The sequence below is a fragment of the Klenkia taihuensis genome (assembly GCF_900112525.1).
Classification (GTDB): Bacteria; Actinomycetota; Actinomycetes; order Mycobacteriales; family Geodermatophilaceae; genus Klenkia; species Klenkia taihuensis.
The window spans coordinates 1,261,523-1,276,596 of the sequence record NZ_FOMD01000001.1 but is presented as its reverse complement, the minus strand read 5'-3'; the positions used below and the strand labels follow the sequence as shown (position 1 = coordinate 1,276,596).

The following is a 15,074-nucleotide window of genomic DNA, read 5'->3' as shown; positions in this document are numbered from 1 at the left end:
GGTGGGACGCCCCACGACGCCCGGTCCGCTGGCCGCGTCGGCGCTGGATCGAAGAGACGACCGGGCCGCAGCGCGCCACACGCAGCGCGGCCCCCTCCGGACCGAGGCGAGAGCACTGACCACCCTGAACCAGCCGCACGACGACCACACCGAGCAGACCGCCGAGGTCGACCACGCCGAGACCGGCGCGCCGGACCCCGAGCAGCTCGAGCAGCACATCGACGACCTGGGCGGCGCCCCGGTCACCCCCGACGCCCCGCTGTTCAGCGACTTCGACGTCCACCCGGACATCGTCGCGGCGCTGGCCGACGTCGGCATCACCCGCACGTTCGCCATCCAGGAGCTGACCCTGCCCCTGGCCCTGGCCGGCAACGACCTGATCGGGCAGGCCCGCACCGGCACCGGCAAGACGCTGGGGTTCGGCGTCCCGCTGCTGCAGCGAGTCACCCCGCCGTCCGAGGGCGGGGACGGCGTCCCGCAGGCCCTGGTCGTCGTCCCCACCCGCGAGCTGTGCGTGCAGGTCTCCCGTGACCTGGCCGCCGCCGGTGCCCGCCGCGGCATCCGCGTGCAGGCCATCTACGGCGGTCGCGCGTTCGAGCCGCAGGTCAGCGCGCTGCAGGCCGGTGTCGAGGTCGTCGTCGGCACCCCGGGCCGCCTGCTGGACCTGGCCCAGCGCGGCGACCTCGTGCTGGGCAAGGTCAACGGCCTGGTCCTCGACGAGGCCGACGAGATGCTCGACCTGGGCTTCCTGCCCGACATCGAGCGGATCCTGGCGATGGTCCCCGACAAGCGCCAGACGATGCTGTTCTCGGCCACCATGCCCGGGCCGATCGTCACCCTGTCGCGGTCGTTCATGACCCAGCCGACCCACATCCGGGCGCACGGCAACGACGAGGGCTCGACGGTCCCGCAGACCACCCAGTTCATCTACCGGGCGCACAACCTGGACAAGCCCGAGCTGCTGTCCCGGGTGCTGCAGGCCCGCGACCGCGGCCTGGTGATGGTCTTCTGCCGCACCAAGCGCACCGCGCAGAAGGTCGCCGACGAGCTCGTCGACCGCGGGTTCGCCGCCGCGGCCGTGCACGGCGACCTGGGCCAGGGCGCCCGCGAGCAGGCGCTGCGCGCGTTCCGCTCGGGCAAGGTCGACGTCCTGGTCGCCACCGACGTCGCCGCCCGCGGCATCGACGTCACCGGCGTCAGCCACGTCGTGAACTACCAGTGCCCCGAGGACGAGAAGACCTACGTGCACCGGATCGGCCGCACCGGCCGCGCGGGCAGCACCGGCGTCGCGGTGACCTTGGTCGACTGGGACGACATCCCGCGCTGGCAGCTGATCAACAAGGCGCTCGACCTGGACTTCACCGACCCGCCGGAGACCTACTCCACCTCGCCGTGGGTCTACACCGACCTCGACGTGCCCGAGACCGCCACCGGTCGCCTGCCGCGCGCGCAGCGCACCCGCGAGGGCCTGGACGCCGAGGTGCTCGAGGACCTCGGCGAGACCGGCAAGCGCCAGCGCGGCGGCGACCGCGGCGGCCGGTCGGGCGGGTCGGGCCCCGGCCGCGACGCCGCGGCCGACGAGGCCCCGGTGGTCGGCCCCCGCAAGAGCCGTCCCCGCCGGCGCACCCGCGGCAACGGCGAAGCCGCGGCCGGTGCCGCGGCCGCCGCCGACGGCCCCGCCGCCCCGCAGGCCTCCGCCGGCGAGGGCGCCCCGGCCGGCGACGGCCCCAAGCGCCCCCGCCGTCGTCGCCGTCGCGGCGGTGCCGGCCGATCCGGCGGCGGCGAGCCCGCCACCTCCTGAACGGCTCCCCGCCCGTCGGGCACGATGCAGCGGTGAACCGGCTTCGTCCGCCCCTGCGGGTCTGGGTGTGGACGGCGGCCACCCTCGTGGTGGTCGCCGTCGCCGTGCTGGCCTGGCGCGGGTCCGACGCCGCGGCCACCTCGAGCAGCACGGCCGAGCCCGCGGCCGCCCCGTCCGGCTCCCCCGCGGCGACGCTGTCCACCGCCTGGTCGGGCACCGTCGACGGGCCGCCGACCGCGTCGGTGGTGGAGTCCGGCCGGGTGCTGGTCCCCGCGGCCGACGGCGTCGCGGTGGTCGACCCCGCCACCGGCACGGAGGCCTGGCACTACACCCGGGCCGGCGCCCGGCTGTGCGGGTCCACCGCGGTGGACGGCGTCGTCGTCGTGCTGTTCTCCACCGGCGGCCGGTGCAACGAGCTGACCGCGCTGCGGGCCTCGACCGGTGAACGGGTCTGGTACCGCAGCGTCGGGTTCCGCGCGGACGCCACGCTGTCCAGCACCGACCGCATCGTGCTGGCCACCAGCCCGACCGGGCTGGCCACCGTCGACCCGCAGGGCAACAACATCCGCTGGCACCACGCCGCCGACGCCGGCTGCCGCATCGCCGACGCCGCGGCCGGCACCACCGGTGTCGCCCTGCTGCAGCGGTGCACCGACGGCGCGTGGCAGGCACAGCTGCTGGACGGCTTCGACGGCACCCCGCGGTGGACCGCCGACCTCGGCGCCGGGGACGCCGCGCTGGCCGGCGCCGACGGCGTGGTCGGCGTGGTGGTCGACGACCAGCTGCGCGCACTGTCCCCCGCCGACGGCGGCGTGCTGCAGGCCCTCGCCCTGCCGGCCGCCGACGGCAGCGCGCCCCTGCAGACCTCGGTGGGCACCACGGCGCTGGTCTGGGCCCGCGGCACCCTCACCGCGCTGGCCACCGGCACCGGTGCGGTCGCCTGGACGGTGCCGGCCGCCGGGCTGCCCGCGACCGCCGCCGGCAAGGAGGCCGCGACCGACGTCCTCGTGCCCGAGGACGGCGCGTTCGTCACCCGCGACCTGACCACCGGGGTCGAGCTCGCCCGGTCCTCGGCGCCGGCGATCCCGACCGGCGGCCGCACCGCCGTCGTGGGTCCCGTGGTGGTCGTCGGCACCGCGGAGGGACGCACCGCCTTCTCCTGACGGGTGGTCCCCGGCAGCGCTACCCCGCGCACCGGGCGTTCAATGGGCCCCATGCTCCCCGGAGGCTCCGAGCACAGCGCTCCCGACGACCTGCGCCAGCTGACCCCGCACGGGGCAGCGGCGACGACCTTCGCCGGCGGCACCGGCCCGCTCGCCGCCCTGGACAGCGGGCCCGGCCCGCGCGGCAGCGTGCTGCTGGTCCCCGGCTACACCGGGTCCAAGGAGGACTTCGCGCCCCTGCTGGACCCGCTGGCCGACGCCGGCTGGCGCGTCGTCGCCATCGACCAGCGCGGCCAGCTGGCGTCCCCGGGCCCCGACGACCCGGCCGCCTACTCCGTCGACGAGCTCGCCGCCGACCTGCTGCGGGTGGCCGCGGAGCTCACCAGCCCGGTGCACCTGCTCGGGCACAGCTTCGGCGGCCTGGTCGCCCGCGCCGCGGTCCTCGCCGACCCCGGCCGCTTCGCGTCCCTGACGCTGCTGGGCAGCGGCCCGGTCGGGCTGACCGGTCCGCGCGCGGACCTGCTGGCCCACCTGGCCCCCCTGCTGGACGCCGGTGGCGTGCCGCTGGTGCACCACACCCTCGAGCAGCTCGCGGTCGCCGACCCGCGGGCGCAGGCCGTACCCCCGGCGGTGCGCGACTTCCTGGCCCGCCGGTTCCTCGCCAACGCAGCCGCCGGGCTGTCCGGCATGGCCGCGGCGATGACCGACGAGCCCGACCGGGTGGCCGAGCTCGCCGCGACCGGTGTCCCCGTGCTGGTCGCGCACGGCGCCGACGACGACGCCTGGACCCCCGCCGCGCAGGAGGACATGGCCCACCGGCTGGGTGCCCGGCACGAGGTCCTCGCCGGCGCGGTGCACTCCCCCGCCATCGAGCAGCCGGCCGCCACCGTCGCCGTCCTGACCTCCTTCTGGTCGTCGGTGCCCGCGGAGGTCCGCGCATGACCCCCGAGGAGGACCGGGCCGGCTTCTTCGGGCCGGACTCGATCACCTGGCGCATCCACGCCGACCCCAGCTTCTCCGTCGGCGGGATCCGCGCCCTGCTGCTGCAGGCGCTGCACCCGGTCGCCATGGCCGGGGTGCACCGGTTCTCCGACGGGTTCCGCGACGAGCCGTGGGCGCGGCTGACCCGCACCGCCGAGTACGTCGCGACGCTGACCTTCGGCACCCGCAAGGAGGCGCTGCGCGCGGTCCGGCGGGTGCGCGGCGCCCACCGCGGCAAGTCCGACACCGAGGAGACCACCGGGCGCGCCTACTCCGTCGACGACCCCGACCTGCTGCTGTGGGTGCACGCCTGCGAGGTCGACTCCCTGCTGTCGGTGGCCCGGCGGGCCGGGGTGCCGCTGGACGACGAGGACGCCGACCGCTACGTCCGCGAGCAGGTGGTCGCCGCCGAGCTGGTGGGCTGCACCCCGGGCGAGGTGCCCTCGACCGTCGCCGAGCTGGCCGGCTACTTCCGCCGGGTGCGCCCGCAGCTGGCGCTCACCGACCCGGCCCGCCACGCCGCGCGCTTCGTCGTGGTGCCGCCGATGCCCGGCTGGGTGCAGCTGCTGACCCCCGCCCGCCCGGCCTGGACCGGGTTGGCGTCGCTGGGGCTGGCCACGCTGCCGCGCTGGGCCCGGTCGATGTACGGCCTGCCCGGGCTGGCGTTGACCGAGCCGGCGACCACGGCCGCCGTCCGCGCGTTCCGGGCCACCACGCTGGCCGTGCCCTCGCGCATCCGGGACAACCCGACGCTGCGCTCCGCCCGCGTCCGGGTCGCCTGAGGGAGGACCGCTCAGGGCTCGACGGGCAGGAAGCTCCAGGTCTCCCGGGGCGGGGCGGCCGCCTGGCCGGTGGGGCAGGACCGCCGGAAGTCGCACCAGCTGCACTGCTGGCCCGGCACCGGCGGGAACGCCTCGTCGTCCCCGGCCCCGGCATCGCGGGCCGCGGTGGCCGTGGTGATGTCCTCGGCGACGTCCTCGGCGCGGCGGACGTGGTTGGCCAGCGACCGGTCGGTGTGCTCGAAGGCGGCCACCGTGCCGCTGGGCAGGTGGTGCAGCTCGACCCGGGTGCAGGGCCGGCGCAGCGTGCGCCGGACGCCGAGGACGTACAGCGCCAGCGCCGGTGACCCGCGGGCCTCATCCTCGGTGCTGGGGACCCGGCCGGTCTTGTAGTCCACCACCACCAGCTCGTCGCCGCGGGCGTCGATGCGGTCCACCCGGCCGCTGACCGCCAGCCTCTCGGTGGTCGCCGCCACCTGCCGCTCGGTGCCGACCGGCTCGTCGGTGGGATCGAGGGTGGGCACGTACTCGTCGAGCCAGCCCGCGGCCCGCGCCCGCCAGGTCGCCGACTGCTCGGCGTCGGCGAAGCCGGTGTCCGACCAGTGGCCGTACAGCAGCTGCCGGGCCGCCCGCGGGGTGCGCTCGGGCACCGGCAGCTCCCACCACGACCGGAGCGCCGCGTGCACCGCCGAGCCGACCGTGTTGTGCGCCCACGGCGGGCCCTTGGGCGGGGTGGGCCGGTCGAGGTAGGCCATCCGGTAGCGGCGCGGGCAGTCGGAGAACGTGGCCAGCTTGCTGGGGGTGGCCGGGAAGAGCCGACGGGGCATGCCCGGCATCTCCAGCTGCCCACCCGCGGTCATGCCCGGCACCGTAGCCCGGGGGTCCGACACGGCCTCACCCGGCGGACGGCGCGCTCCCGGTGCCGGCGGCGAGCAGCCGCTCGTACTGCTCGGGGGCGGTGGTGCAGGCCGCGATCGGGGTCCGCTTGTTGGTGCCGTGGTAGTCGCTGGAGCCGGTGGTCAGCAGTCCGAGGTCGGCGGCGAGCGACCGCAGGTGGGCCCGGTCGGCGTCGACGTGGTCGGGGTGGTCGACCTCGAGGCCGAGCAGCCCGGCCGCGGCCATGGCCGCCATCGCGTCGTCGCCGACCACCCGGCCGCGGGAGCGGGCCAGACCGTGCGCGAAGACCGGCACGCCGCCGGCGGCGCGGACCAGCGCGATGCCGTCGAGGACGTCGGTGTCGGCCTTGGCCACGTAGTACGGGCTGGTGTGGTGCAGCGGGCCGGCGAAGGCCTCGTCGACCGAGCCGACCACGCCGGCCTCGACCAGCGCGCGGGCCACGTGCGGGCGGCCGACGACCCCGCCGGCGCTGCGCGCCACGACCTGCTCCCAGGACACCGGGAAGCCGTCGGCGGCCAGCGCGGTCACCATCCGCTCCCCGCGGGTCAGCCGCTCGGCCCGCAGCCGGGCCCGCTCGGCGGCGAGCTCGGGGGCCGAGGGGTCGAACAGGTAGGCCAGCAGGTGCACGCTGATCGGCCGGTCGTCGGCCGGGAACCAGCGGCAGGACAGCTCCATGCCGGGGACCAGGGTCAGGCCCGGCGGGCAGGCCGCGCGGGCGGCGTCCCAGCCGTCGGTGGTGTCGTGGTCGGTCAGCGCGAGGACGGAGAGCCCCGCCGCGGCGGCCGCGGCGACGAGCTCGGCGGGGGTGTCGGTGCCGTCGGAGACCGAGGAGTGGGTGTGCAGGTCGATGCGCATCGGTGCCCAGCCTGCCGTGCCCGCTCAGCGGGTGCGCGGGTACCGGCTGCGGAAGCCCGGGATGGGGCCGGTGCTGTGCTGCCCCCGGGCCGGGCGGGGACCGGCCGCCGACGGGTCCGGTCCGCCGCCGTCCTCGTCGTCGGTGCGTCGCGACCCGTCGCTGGGGAACAGCAGCCCGCTGATCTCGTCGTAGATGGTCTTCGCGTCGGGCAGGTAGGTGATCTGGGACAGCGCCTGGTCCTGGCCGGCCGACTCGAAGCGGAAGCCGCCGTAGCCGAGCAGCTGCCCGACCAGGGTCTCCTGGTAGGTCAGGTCGGTGATGCGGCGCAGCGGCATGACCGCGACCTTGCGCACGACGACACCCGAGGTGAGCAGCACGCGGCGCCGGGTGACCAGGAAGTGCCGGATCCACCACTCGGCGACGGCGAAGCCCAGGAAGCCCAGCGCGCCCAGGGCGACCGCCAGCCCGAGCAGGGTGCTGAACCGGTTGCCGGGGTCGACCTGCAGCAGCCAGACGCCCGCCACGAGCACCGGCACCCCGCGCACGCCGGGCCGCACCAGCACCGCCCAGTGCCGGCGCTGGTTGACCACCGCCTCCTCGTCGGGCAGGAGGTAGCGGCTGGCGTCGCGCCCGAGCGCTGCGGACGCACCCCGGGGACGGGTCACGGCAGCAGGGTCAGAACAGCTCGCCGACGAAGGTCGCGAGCGAGGACGCCGCGCTGCCGAGCGCGGTGCCGGCGTCGCGGACGAGGTCGGCGGAGCGCTCGGGCTGCGAGATCACGTAGAACAGCACGAACGCGATCACGAGGAAGCTCAGCAGCTTCTTGAGGTTCATGTCCTCGCCCCTCCTCGGGACCTGGGGTCGAGACCACGCGGGCCCGCGCGGCCGGGGAGGACCGCGGTCACATGGGTAACACAGGCCGCACCCGTCACGACGGCGACACGCCCGCGCGGCGCGCGGTCAGGTACCGGGCAGCAGGTGCTCGCCGGGCGGCCCCAGGGGCAGGTCGGCGGGCACCCGGTCGCGCAGGTCCAGCAGCACCAGGTCCTCGGCCAGCAACCAGGCCGCGGTCGCCGGCCACGCCACCAGCCACAGCCACACGCCGTAGGCCTCGCCGACGAAGGCCCAACGGTCGTCGCTGGTGGGCACCGACCACAGCGGCGCCCGCTGACCCGCCGCCTGCACCGCAGCCGCGGACGGCCCGCCGACGAGCTCGCCGGGGTCCAGCCACGGCAGCCCGGCGTACCCCGCCCCCAAGCCGGTGCCGGGCTCCTCGGCGACCAGCACCAGCTCGGCGGACCCGCCCAGCGGCGCCGGACCCGCGCAGTCGACGACGATGCCCCGGGCGCCGGGCTCCCCGCCCCAGGCGATGCCGGTGACCGCCCACCCCGCGGGCATGGGGTCGGGCACCCAGGCGGGCACCCGGGCGTCCACGCAGACCGCCGACAGCGTGTCGTGGGACAGCACGACGCTGTGGTGCAGCGGGGTCACCGCGGCGTGCAGGTGGCACCACGCCTCGTCCGACCCCGGCCGCACCACGAGGTCCTCCCCGCAGCGGGGGCAGACCGGGCCGGTGCTCGTCCCGCTCGTCATCCCGCCCACCGTCGCGGGCGACCCCGCTCCCTGTCAACGCTAGCGTCCTCGGCGTGGACGGACTGGTGCCCTGCGTCGGCGCGGTGGTGCACGACGCCGCGGGCCGGCTGCTGCTCGTGCAGCGCGCGCACGACCCCGACCGGGGCGCGTGGTCGGTGCCCGGCGGGCGGGTCGAGCCCGGTGAGGACGACGCCACCGCGGTGGTCCGCGAGGTGCTGGAGGAGACCGGGCTGCGGGTGCGCCCCGGCGCCGAGGCCGGCCGGGTGCGGGTGCCCGCCGCGTCGCCGGTCTACGAGGTGGTCGACCTGGTCTGCACGCTGGTCGACCCCGGCGCCGTCCCCGTGGCGGGGGACGACGCCGCGGACGCCGCGTTCGTCGACGCGGCCGGGCTGGCCCGGCTGCGCTGCACGCCCGGGTTGGTGGAGACCCTGGGCGGCTGGGGGCTGCTCCCCCGCTGCTGACCTACCGGCGGACGGGCTCGGGGCGGCCGGGCTGCTCGCCGCCGCGGGCCTCGCCGTAGGAGCGCTTGGGCACCATGACCTTGCGCCGGAAGACGCACACGACGGTGCCGTCCTGCTTGTAGCCGATGGTCTCCACGTGCACGACGCCGCGGTCGTCCTTGGACCGCGACTCGGTCTTGTCCAGCACGGTGGTCTCGCCGTAGACCGTGTCGCCGTGGAAGGTGGGCGCCACGTGCTTGAGCGACTCGACCTCGAGGTTGGCGATCGCCTTGCCGCTGACGTCGGCGACGCTCATGCCCAGCAGCAGCGAGTACACGTAGTTGCCGACCACCACGTTCTTGCCGAAGTCGGTGGTCTCGCCGGCGTAGTGGGCGTCCATGTGCAGCGGGTGGTGGTTCATCGTGATGAGGCAGAACAGGTGGTCGTCGTACTCGGTGACCGTCTTCCCGGGCCAGTGCTTGTAGACCGCCCCGACCTCGAACTCCTCGTAGTACCGACCGAACTGCACGGGTGCGCTCCTGGTGTCGTCGTCGACCTGGGTGCCTGCTGGGTGCTGAACTGGGTGTTCCCCGCCCGGTGACCGGACGCGGGGGCGCGGCGATCCTACGATGGGCCGGTGCCCCTGCAGACCGAGCCCGACGTGCGGGCCGAGCCCGATGTCGTGGAGCTCGGCCGCGGCGGCCGGACGGCCCGGCTGGCCGCGGCCGCGGTGGTCCTGGTCCTGCTGCTGGCCGGCAGCGCTTGGGGCGACGACTCGGAGTTCCCCTTCGGCCCGTTCCGGATGTACTCCACCCGCGCCGACCCCAACACCCCGGTGGTCTCCACCCGGGTGATCGGGGTGACCGCGGCCGGCGAGGAGGTGCGCCTGTCCGGCGGCGAGGTCGGCCTGCGCCGGGCGGAGTTCGAGGGCCAGCTGCCCCGCCTGGTCGACGACCCGGCCCTGCTCGGCCTGGTCGCGCAGTCCTACGAGGAACGGCACCCGTCGGGCCCCGACCTCGTGCGGGTGGAGGTCGTGCAGCGCCGCTTCGAGCTCGTCGACGGCCAGCAGACCGGCGCCTTCAGCGACGACGTGCTGGTCTCCTACGACCTGGCGGCCGGCTCGTGAGCGCCGCCGCACCGGTGCGCCCGGAGACCGCCCCCGCGGTCCCGCTGACCCCGCGGTGGTGGTTCCGGCCGGTCCCGCTGGCCCGCATCGCGGTGTTCCGGGCGATCGCGTACCTGTTCGTCCCGGTCGACGTCTTCCTCACCACCGCGTGGGTCAAGGCGCACGCCGACGTCCCCACCGAGTTCTACCAACCGCTGCTGGTCGGCCGGTTGCTGCACCTGCCCACGCCCACCCACACCGTGGTGCTGGTCGTGCAGTGGGCCCTGGTCGTCGCCGCGGTGGCCGCCGCCACCGGCCGGGCACCCCGGCTGCTGGGCTGGGCCGTCTTCCTCCTGTACGCGGAGTGGATGGTCATCGCGATGAGCTACGGCAAGGTCGACCACGACCGCATCGCCTACCTCGTCGCCCTGGCCGTGCTGCCCACCGTGGGCGTGGCCCGCTGGCGCGACCGCCGGTCCTCCCAGGCCGCTGGCTTCGCCTCGGCGGCGATCCTGGTCACGGTCATGCTGACCTACTTCCTGGCCGCCTGGGCCAAGATGCGCTTCGGCGGCTGGGACTGGGCGACGGGCTCCACCCTGACCCGCGCCGTGGTCCGCCGGGGCACCGACCTGTCGCTGTGGACGCTGGACGTGGCCTGGCTGCTGCCGGCCGCGCAGTGGGTGATGCTCGTCTTCGAGTTCGCCTCACCCGTGGTGCTGCTGGTGCGCAGCGACCGAGCACGCATCGGCCTGGTGGTGTTCCTGCTCGGCTTCCACGTCATGGTCTACGCCGGGGTCGGCATCATCTTCCTGCCGCACTGCATCGCGATCCTGTCGATCCTGCCGTGGGAACGGCTGCGCCGGGACCGCGCCCGGACCGCGGAGCCGGCGGTCGCCGCCCCGGCCCGGGACGGCGACCCACCGGGCTGAGCCGCGCTAGACCATCGCCCCGATGCGGGCGGCCATCTGCGCCTCGTGCTGCTGGTAGGCGTTGCCGACGTCGGTGAGCAGGTCGCCCATCCCCGACAGCGCGGTGCTGATGTTCTGGCTGGAGAGCCGCCACTGCTCGTACAGGTGGGTGAACTGCACGGCAGCGGAGCTGTCGGTCCAGCCGTCGGTGACGCCGGTGCCGATGCCGGCGGAGAGGGTGGCCAGGCGGGCGGACTGCTCGCCGGCCTCCCCGCGGCACTGGGCGGCCATGGCCTGCAGGGTGGCGATGTCGACCTTCACGGTGTCCTCCTCGGGTGCCGGGGCTGTCCCGGTCGAGCGGGGACGGTAGGGCCCCCGCCCCCCTGACCGGCGCGGTCGTCCACAGCCCGGGGCGGTGTCCACAGATCCGTCGGGGTGGCTGTCGTCCGCCCGCGACCGGGGGCACCCTGCGCGCATGCCCGCAGCCCGCACCGCCCCGCCCGACCGGTCGCCCCGGCGGTGGAGCCTGCACGGCGCCGCGGGCCCGGCCGACGTCGAGGTGCGCGCCGCTGCGGAGACCGAGCTGGGCGCGGTCCGCGACGGGCTGGCCGGGTGCGGCCTGCCGTCGGCTGCCCTGTGGTCCGGCTCGGACCGGCTCGACGACCGCACCCCGCTCTCGGACCCCCGGCTGCGGCACGGCGCCCAGCTCGGCGTGGACCGGCCCGGGCCCCGCGGCACGCCGGCCGGCGGCGCGCTGGAGCTGCAGGTCACCGGCGGCCCCGGGGCAGGTGCCTGCCACCCGCTCGCGCAGGGCGCGCTGGTGGTCGGGCGGGGTCACGGGGCCGGCGCGCCCCGGGTCCTGCTGCCCGACCCGGCGGTCTCCCGGGCGCACCTGGAGGTCGCGGTCACCGGCACCGGCGTGGTGGTCCGCGACCTCGGCTCGGCCAACGGCAGCCGGCTCGCCCGCAGCGCCGCGGCCGGTGGTGGGGACCGGGAGCTGGGCCCGGACCCGGTCCCGTGGCCGCTGGGCGCCGCGGTCCGCGCCGGCGCCAGCACCCTGCGGCTGGTCGCCCCCGGTGGCAGCACGCTGCCCGTCGGGCCCGCACCGGGCGGCCGCTGGCTGACCGCTCCCCCGGCCCGGCCTGCGCCCCCCGCCGTCCCAGCCGTCGTGGTCACCGTCCCCGGCGCACCCGAACCGCCGGCCCGCCGGGCGCTGGCCTGGATCGCCGTCCTGCTGCCGGCGCTGGCCGGTGGCGTGCTGGCGTGGGTCCTGGGCACGCCCACGTTCCTGTTCTTCGCCCTGCTCGGCCCGGTCGTCGCCCTGGGCGGCTGGGCCTCGGACCGGTGGTCGGGCCGCCGCGGCCACCGCCGCCGCACGGCCGAGCACGCCGCCGACCTCGCCCGCGCCGACGCCGAGGTGGCGGCGGCGGTGGCCGCGGAGGTCGGCCTCCGGGAGCAGCTGGCCCCCGACCCGGCGGGCCTGGTCTCGGCGGCGCGGCGGCGCAGCGCCCCGCTGTGGGAGCGGCCCGCGACCGACCCCGACCTGCTGGTGGTCCGGCTGGGCACCGGACCCGGCCCGACCGGGGTGTCCCGCCGCCGAGCCGACGGCGCGCCGGCACCGGTCGAGGCGGACCGGCTGCCGGTTCGGTGCGACCTGCGGGAGGGCGGGCTCGAGGTCCGCGGCCCCCGGCCGGCACGGCTGGGCGCGCTGCGGGCGCTGGTGTGCCAGGTCGCCGTCCTGCACCCGCCCGACGCCGTCGCGCTGACCGTGCTGACCGGGCCGGCGGAGACCCCCGACTGGCGGTGGGCACGCTGGCTGCCGCACCTGCGCCCGGCCGCCGGTGGCGCCGACCCGGGCGGGGCCCACCTCGTCGTGGTGGACGGCGCCCTCGACGACGCCGCGGTCGAGCACCTGCACCGGGCGCGACGGGCCGGGGCGGTCGTCGTGGGCCAGGTGCCGGGGGGCGGCGCCACCGCGCTGCTGGAGGTGGTCGGCGAGACCGGTGACCGCGCCCGGCTGCGGCGCAGCGGCCACCCCGACCAGGACCTCGTCCTGGACCTCCTGGCACCGGAGCTGGCCGAGCAGGTGGCCGCCGACCTGGCCCCGCTGACCGTGCCGCGCGGTCCGGGCGACCTGCCCGACGACGTCCGGCGGCGTGACCTGCCCGGCGCCGTGCCCGCCGTGTGGTCCCGGTCGCGCGCCCACCTGAGCGCCGTCCTGGGCGCCGGCAGCACCGGCCCGGTCACCCTCGACCTGTGCGCGGCCGGGCCGCACGCGCTGGTGGCCGGCACGACCGGGGCCGGGAAGTCCGAGCTGCTGCGCACCCTGGTGCTGGGGCTGGCCGCAGCCCACCCGCCGGACCGCTGCAGCTTCCTGCTGGTCGACTACAAGGGCGGGGCGGCGTTCGGTGAGGCCGCCGAGCTCCCCCACACGGTCGGCCTGCTCACCGACCTCGACGGCGCCTCCACGGCCCGGGCACTGCGCTCGCTGGCCGCCGAGCTCACCCGCCGCGAGCGGGTGCTGGCCGAGCACGGCGCCCGCGACCTGGCCGACCTGCCGGGATCCGCCGACGGGCCGGACGACGTGCTCCTGCCGCGCCTGGTCATCGTCGTGGACGAGTTCGCCACCCTCGGGGAGGAGCTGCCCGGTTTCGTCCCCGGCCTGGTCTCCATCGCCCAGCGCGGCCGGTCCCTGGGCGTGCACCTGGTGCTGGCCACGCAGCGCCCCTCGGGGTCGGTCAGCCCGGAGATCCGGGCCAACTGCACCGTGCGGCTGTGCCTGCGCACCACCGACGAGACCGGCTCGCGGGACGTGCTCGGGGTCCCCGACGCGGCCTGGCTCCCGGTCGACCGACCCGGCCGCGCCCTGCTCCGGGTCGGGGCGGAGCCCCCGGTCGTGCTGCAGGTGGCCCGGGTGGGCGTCCCGGCGGACGGGCCGGGCGAGGAGGTGGTGGTCCGGCGCTGGCCCGCCCCGCCGGGCCCGGTCCCCGTCACCGCCGCGCCGCCGCGGACCAGCGACCTGGCGGCCGAGGTGCACGCGCTGCGCGCCCGCGCCGCAGGGCTCCCGCCACCACCGCGGCCCTGGCTGCCCGCGCTCCCCGACCGGGTCGACCCCCTCCCCGCACCCGGGGGCGCGGACCACCCCGCCCGCGTGCGGTGGGGTCTGGTGGACCGGCCCGACGTGCAGGCGCAGGAGCCACTCGTGGTCGACCTCGACGCCGGCGGGTCCTGGCTGGTGGTCGGCGGTCCCCGCAGCGGGCGGACCACCGCGTTGCGCACCCTGCTCGCCGAGGCCGTGGGCGCCCTGTCCCCGGCGGAGCTGCACGTGCACGCCGTCGACCAGGCCGGCGGGGAGCTGGCCCGCGCGGTGGCCGGCCTGCCGCACTGCGGCACCGTCGTCGGGCGGGGTGCGGCGCACCGGTCGCAGCGGCTGGTCGTCCGGCTGCAGGAGGAGGTCGACCGGCGGCGCTCCGTCCCCGGTCCGCACCCGCGCCTGCTGCTGCTCGTCGACGGCGTCGACCCGGTGACCGCCGAGCTCGAGGAGCTGGCACCCGGGTCCGGCGGGGCGGCGCTGCTGCGCCTGGTGCGGGAGGGCGGCGCGGTGGGGCTCACCGCGGTCCTCACCGCCGACCGGGCACTGCCGGGCAGCCGGCTGGCGAGCGCGGCCGGCCACCGGCTGGTCCTGCCCCTGGCCGACGCGGCCGACTACGCCGTCGCCGGGGTACCCGCCGCGCGGCTCCCTGCCCACCGCCCACCGGGGCGTGCCCTGCTCGACGACGACGCCACGGAGGTCCAGCTCGCCCTGCCCCGCACCGTGCGGCCGGGCCCGGCCGGGGCGGTGGTGCCGGGCCGGGTGGAGGTGGTCGAGCTGCCCGCCGACCCGGCCGCGCCCACCGCCCCCGGCCTGGAACCGGGGACGGTGGTGCTCGGCCCCGGTGGCGACGGAGGTGACCCGGTCGTGGTGGACCTGCGGCGGGCCGCCGGGCTGCTCGTCACCGGCCCGCCCGGCAGCGGGCGCAGCTCGGCCCTCGCGGCGGTGGCCTCCCGGCTGGCCGGCCGCGGCACCCCGGTCCTGCTGGTCGGCCCGCCCCGGCGCCGCACCGCCACCGTCCCCTCCGGCACCGTCCCGTCCGGCACCGTCCCGTCCGGCGTGGGCGCGGTCCAGGGCCCGGCCGGGGTCCCCGTCGACGACCCGGCGGTCCTGCAGGCGTGGGCCGACGGCCTGGACGACACCGCCGGCGGGGTGGTCGTCGCCGACGACCTGGGCCAGCTGCCCGACGCCCTGCTCGACGCGCTGGCCGCGGTCACCGGGCCCGGGTGCGCCGCGGTGCTGGTCGCCGCCGCGGCTCCCGGGGACGTCGCCGGCGCCTACCGCGGGCCGCTGCCCGCGCTGCGCCGCACCCGCACGGCACTGCTGCTGCAGCCGGCCCGCGGCGACGGCGAGCTGCTGGGCCTGCGGCTGCCGCGGGCGCCCTTGCCGGCGCGGCCCGGCGCGGGCTGGCTGGTCACCGGCGGGACGACCACCCGGGTGCAGGTGGCGCGTCGGTGAGG

General features: G+C 77.5%; 15 protein-coding genes. 8 read left to right on the top strand and 7 right to left on the bottom strand.

Annotation, left to right across the window (positions count from 1 at the left end; genetic code table 11):
* Nucleotide 1 precedes the first annotated feature (1 nt).
* The 4 genes from BM158_RS06355 to BM158_RS06340 are packed head-to-tail and all read left to right on the top strand — an operon-like array spanning nucleotide 2 to nucleotide 4,727.
* Nucleotides 2-1,801, top strand: coding sequence for a DEAD/DEAH box helicase (locus BM158_RS06355; RefSeq protein WP_229827612.1), 1,800 nt, complete (start codon nucleotides 2-4; stop codon nucleotides 1,799-1,801).
* 32 nt (nucleotides 1,802-1,833) lie between these two features.
* On the top strand, nucleotides 1,834-2,964 hold the full coding sequence (locus tag BM158_RS06350) for an outer membrane protein assembly factor BamB family protein (RefSeq protein WP_091555608.1): 1,131 nt from the start codon (nucleotides 1,834-1,836) through the stop codon (nucleotides 2,962-2,964).
* 51 nt (nucleotides 2,965-3,015) lie between these two features.
* Complete coding sequence (locus BM158_RS06345; protein ID WP_229827613.1) at nucleotides 3,016-3,906, top strand: alpha/beta fold hydrolase; 891 nt, start codon at nucleotides 3,016-3,018, stop codon at nucleotides 3,904-3,906.
* Nucleotides 3,903-4,727 (top strand): oxygenase MpaB family protein, encoded by an 825-nt coding sequence (locus BM158_RS06340; protein WP_091555602.1) that lies wholly within the window; start codon nucleotides 3,903-3,905, stop codon nucleotides 4,725-4,727. The genes BM158_RS06345 and BM158_RS06340 overlap by 4 nt, the downstream gene beginning before the upstream one ends.
* An 11-nt stretch (nucleotides 4,728-4,738) precedes the next feature.
* On the opposite strand, the gene BM158_RS06335 is transcribed toward BM158_RS06340, so the two are convergent.
* From BM158_RS06335 to BM158_RS06320, 5 genes are all read right to left on the bottom strand, one after another.
* On the bottom strand, nucleotides 4,739-5,584 hold the full coding sequence (locus tag BM158_RS06335) for a RecB family exonuclease (RefSeq protein WP_165628845.1): 846 nt from the start codon (nucleotides 5,582-5,584) through the stop codon (nucleotides 4,739-4,741).
* A 34-nt stretch (nucleotides 5,585-5,618) separates the two neighbouring features.
* The gene (locus BM158_RS06330) at nucleotides 5,619-6,476 is read right to left on the bottom strand and encodes a PHP domain-containing protein (RefSeq protein WP_091555600.1); all 858 of its coding nucleotides are present in this window, start codon (nucleotides 6,474-6,476) and stop codon (nucleotides 5,619-5,621) included.
* Nucleotides 6,477-6,500: 24 nt separating this feature from the next.
* Nucleotides 6,501-7,142, bottom strand: coding sequence for a PH domain-containing protein (locus tag BM158_RS06325; RefSeq protein WP_091555598.1), 642 nt, complete (start codon nucleotides 7,140-7,142; stop codon nucleotides 6,501-6,503).
* Nucleotides 7,143-7,152: 10 nt separating this feature from the next.
* Nucleotides 7,153-7,311, bottom strand: coding sequence for a hypothetical protein (locus BM158_RS21715; RefSeq protein WP_165628844.1), 159 nt, complete (start codon nucleotides 7,309-7,311; stop codon nucleotides 7,153-7,155).
* 126 nt (nucleotides 7,312-7,437) lie between these two features.
* Nucleotides 7,438-8,070, bottom strand: a complete 633-nt coding sequence (locus BM158_RS06320) for a DUF6758 family protein (protein WP_091555596.1) — start codon at nucleotides 8,068-8,070, stop codon at nucleotides 7,438-7,440.
* A 53-nt stretch (nucleotides 8,071-8,123) separates the two neighbouring features.
* Here BM158_RS06320 and BM158_RS06315 point away from each other — a divergent pair, with 53 nt between their 5' ends.
* Nucleotides 8,124-8,531, top strand: a complete 408-nt coding sequence (locus BM158_RS06315) for an NUDIX hydrolase (protein WP_207506201.1) — start codon at nucleotides 8,124-8,126, stop codon at nucleotides 8,529-8,531.
* Between the two features lies 1 nt (nucleotide 8,532).
* On the opposite strand, the gene BM158_RS06310 is transcribed toward BM158_RS06315, so the two are convergent.
* The gene (locus BM158_RS06310) at nucleotides 8,533-9,039 is read right to left on the bottom strand and encodes a MaoC family dehydratase (protein ID WP_091555594.1); all 507 of its coding nucleotides are present in this window, start codon (nucleotides 9,037-9,039) and stop codon (nucleotides 8,533-8,535) included.
* Between the two features lie 108 nt (nucleotides 9,040-9,147).
* Here BM158_RS06310 and BM158_RS06305 point away from each other — a divergent pair, with 108 nt between their 5' ends.
* Entirely contained in the window at nucleotides 9,148-9,636 is a 489-nt protein-coding gene (locus tag BM158_RS06305) for a hypothetical protein (RefSeq protein ID WP_091555592.1), read from the top strand.
* On the top strand, nucleotides 9,633-10,544 hold the full coding sequence (locus tag BM158_RS06300; protein ID WP_229827614.1) for an MFS transporter permease: 912 nt from the start codon (nucleotides 9,633-9,635) through the stop codon (nucleotides 10,542-10,544). The genes BM158_RS06305 and BM158_RS06300 overlap by 4 nt, the downstream gene beginning before the upstream one ends.
* Nucleotides 10,545-10,550: 6 nt before the next feature.
* Here BM158_RS06300 and BM158_RS06295 read toward each other — a convergent pair whose 3' ends face one another.
* The gene (locus BM158_RS06295; protein WP_091555590.1) at nucleotides 10,551-10,844 is read right to left on the bottom strand and encodes a WXG100 family type VII secretion target; all 294 of its coding nucleotides are present in this window, start codon (nucleotides 10,842-10,844) and stop codon (nucleotides 10,551-10,553) included.
* Between the two features lie 154 nt (nucleotides 10,845-10,998).
* Between BM158_RS06295 and BM158_RS06290 the strand changes: the two genes are divergently transcribed.
* Entirely contained in the window at nucleotides 10,999-15,072 is a 4,074-nt protein-coding gene (locus BM158_RS06290) for an FtsK/SpoIIIE domain-containing protein (protein ID WP_091555588.1), read from the top strand.
* Nucleotides 15,073-15,074: the final 2 nt, after the last annotated feature.

What these genes read in the sequence shown, in the direction of transcription:
- BM158_RS06320 (WP_091555596.1), bottom strand. Translation starts at nt 8,070, where the DNA reads ATGACGAGCGGGACGAGCACCGGCCCGGTCTGCCCCCGCTGCGGGGAG.
- BM158_RS06330 (WP_091555600.1), bottom strand. Translation starts at nt 6,476, where the DNA reads ATGCGCATCGACCTGCACACCCACTCCTCGGTCTCCGACGGCACCGAC.
- BM158_RS06340 (WP_091555602.1), top strand. Translation starts at nt 3,903, where the DNA reads ATGACCCCCGAGGAGGACCGGGCCGGCTTCTTCGGGCCGGACTCGATC.
- BM158_RS21715 (WP_165628844.1), bottom strand. Translation starts at nt 7,311, where the DNA reads ATGAACCTCAAGAAGCTGCTGAGCTTCCTCGTGATCGCGTTCGTGCTG.
- BM158_RS06335 (WP_165628845.1), bottom strand. Translation starts at nt 5,584, where the DNA reads ATGACCGCGGGTGGGCAGCTGGAGATGCCGGGCATGCCCCGTCGGCTC.
- BM158_RS06345 (WP_229827613.1), top strand. Translation starts at nt 3,016, where the DNA reads ATGCTCCCCGGAGGCTCCGAGCACAGCGCTCCCGACGACCTGCGCCAG.
- BM158_RS06290 (WP_091555588.1), top strand. Translation starts at nt 10,999, where the DNA reads ATGCCCGCAGCCCGCACCGCCCCGCCCGACCGGTCGCCCCGGCGGTGG.